Annotated in this window: 2 protein-coding genes; one reads left to right on the top strand and one right to left on the bottom strand. The window is 53.3% G+C overall.

Going from position 1 to position 2,708, the window contains the following annotated elements:
- Positions 1–1,127, top strand: a 1,127-nt coding sequence (locus GOB82_RS13100; protein WP_206752404.1) for a TolC family protein, incomplete at its 5' end; no start/stop codon positions are given.
- 499 nt (positions 1,128–1,626) lie between these two features.
- Here GOB82_RS13100 and GOB82_RS13095 read toward each other — a convergent pair.
- Positions 1,627–2,703, bottom strand: a complete 1,077-nt coding sequence (locus tag GOB82_RS13095; RefSeq protein ID WP_265794624.1) for a Fic family protein — start codon at positions 2,701–2,703, stop codon at positions 1,627–1,629.
- Positions 2,704–2,708 lie beyond the last annotated feature (5 nt).

The following is a 2,708-nucleotide window of genomic DNA, read 5'->3' as shown; positions in this document are numbered from 1 at the left end:
CAACATCAAAGAAACCAGTCTGCTTCATGATCCATGCCCCCAATCAACTCAAGGGAAATGGAATCACAGAGCAGCTCTCAAAACCAGGGGGTTTTTCGAACCCTCCAGATGGCGCAAAGGCTCTTTCAATCGCGTCGAATTTTGATTTTACCCAAGTTCATCAGAAGTTATTCATGGATGTTATCAACGCGTACTATAACCATGAAGCGTCTGTTGCTGATTGCGAAGCTGCAGAAGAATCAGTCCGGAATACTCATTTGCTGAAAGTATCAGCAGAATCCCGCTATGATCATGGTGAAGCGACTGTGGTTGATGTCACTTTGGCCCGGAGTAACGCAGCCACTGCTGTTTTCCAGCGGGACCAGAAGCGCAGTGCCGAGCACAGTGCGAGATATGCTCTTCTGCAGGCCATGGGGTTACCACCAGACACCAATCTGTCAGTAGCATCCTCGCGGGACACACATCTTCCGCAGCGCATACCGGGCGATGTGTCGCGCCTGATGCGTGCATCTCTGGAGCGCCGGCCGGACATATTGGCGGATCTTTATAAAATGGATGCCGCGACGGCAGCGACACGCGCCGCCCGGAAAGCCATGCTGCCGAAATTGGAACTCAGTGCGGATGTGCAGGCTTATATTGGTGAACAGAAGGTCTACGGATATACGCAGACTGCACCGGCGTCACGCGTGGCACAGCCCAATGGTACCGTCGCGGTTCAGGTGTCATGGCCACTCTTTCAGGGCGGCCTTCTGCAAAACCAGCTCAGGCAGGCGCAGTCACGCGAGCAGGCGCAAAGAGCGACGCTGGACAAAGATATTCTGGCGGCCGAACAACAGGTCGCAAACGCCCGGGACGCGCTGGAAACGTCCCTTTCTTCCGTTCATTCAGCTTCCGTTGCGCGGGATGCCGCGCAGAGCGCCTTTAAGGCCGCTTCAGCATCGTACGCTGCCGGAGTTGGAACTCTTACGGATGCGACACAGGCTCAGACACAGCTTGCCCAAGCAACCAGCGCCTATGCAATAAGCCATGCCCAGGCACTGATTAACGCAGCCGCACTTGCCTTTGCGACGGGTGAACTGACCTCGGCGTCCAGAAAAGATGTGTTTAAAGACACTGATGATTATTGAAATGATCTGAACAAGGCCCGGATTTGGCACGTTTGCTTTTTATGCAGGAAAATATTTTCGGGTTTGCTGGCTATGAGGTCGAGAGGAATTCACCTTCTGAGATGGTCTCCTAATTCAAATCTGATCAGTTTTATGTGGTTTCATTGTAGACGGAAAGTGTAGAAGAATAGGTTTAGTGACTGTGAATAACACAGAAATAATTTTTATATTGAGATATTTTGGGTCGGGACGCGAACTACGGGACTCGAACCGAGACGTTACAGTTGCCCATAGGCTTTTACCCAGGGAAATTCCCCTTTGTTTCGTATGCCCAAATGTCTACGCCGAACATTATGGGAAAGGCAAATGCGGGTCCAGGGGATGCTGCGCACCAAGCGCCTGCCGCTCCCTGAGCCTCACCAATGCAAGGAAAAAGCCTGCTAACCACTGGGAACAACTCTCCCGACACAAAATTGGATCGGGGATCCTTTAACCGGGCATGTTGCTTCCGGTCTGCGTTTTACCTCTCGGGAAAAATCAACACATAGCTGGTGCTTCTTCCTCCTGCCGCCTCCCTGACCAGAATATTACGCGACACGAGATCATTGATATCTCGCAGGGCTGTATCTGGTGACGTCTTTGCAAGCTTTGCCCATTTGGATGATGTCAGTTTGCCCTCGAACCCGTCGAGCAGGCGATTCAGCATGAGGCGTTGCCGGTCATTGATTGATTGCCCGGCCAGATTGTCCCAGAAACGGGCCTTCTGAATGACTTTTCCTAGGACCAGTTCAGCGCGATCAAAGGCGCGATCCAGAGCCCCCAGAAACCAGTGCAGCCAGGGCGTGATGTCCATATCCCCTTTCTGAGTAGCCTCAAGGATTGCATAGTAATCCTTTCGCTCCTGACGGATCTGGGCCGACAGGCTGTAGAAACGCTGGTCTGTCTGTTCAGAACGTGCCAGCATGAGGTCGCCGATAGCCCGCGCCATGCGCCCATTTCCGTCCTCAAACGGATGAATTGTAACAAACCACAAATGTGCGATGGCTGCCTTCAGCACAGGATCCAGCGCTTGCTCGGCATTGCACCAGTCGAGGAAGGCCTGCATCTCTGCGGACACCCTGCTGGCAGCCGGTGCCTGATAATGGACTTTCTCCCGCCCGACAGGGCCTGATACGACCTGCATCGGGCCGGTTCTGTCATCACGCCATTCGCCCACCAGAATGCGTGACATTCCGTTTCGCCCTGTGGGAAATAAAGCAGCATGCCAGGCAAACAGCCTTTCTTCGGTCAAAGGCTCAGCGTAATGCCGAGTTGCGTCCAGCATCATTTCCACGACGCCTTCGATATCCCGATCCACTGGCGTCAGCGCACCAATATCCATCCCCAGTCGTCGGGCGATGGAAGAACGTACCTGCTCGCGATTAAGGTTTTCACCCTCGATCTCGCTCGACTTGATGACATCTTCCGTCAGGGTCTGAAGCACGGCCTCCGACCTGGAGGGTTCGAAAAACCCCCTGGTTTTGAGAGCTGCTCTGTGATTCCATTTCCCTTGAGTTGATTGGGGGCATGGATCATGAAGCAGACTGGTTTCTTTGATGTTGA

The organism is Acetobacter farinalis, assembly GCF_011516935.1.
Lineage (GTDB): Bacteria > Pseudomonadota > Alphaproteobacteria > Acetobacterales > Acetobacteraceae > Acetobacter > Acetobacter farinalis.
Note: the sequence above shows the minus strand (reverse complement) of the source record. Positions and strands in the feature narration are given on the sequence as shown.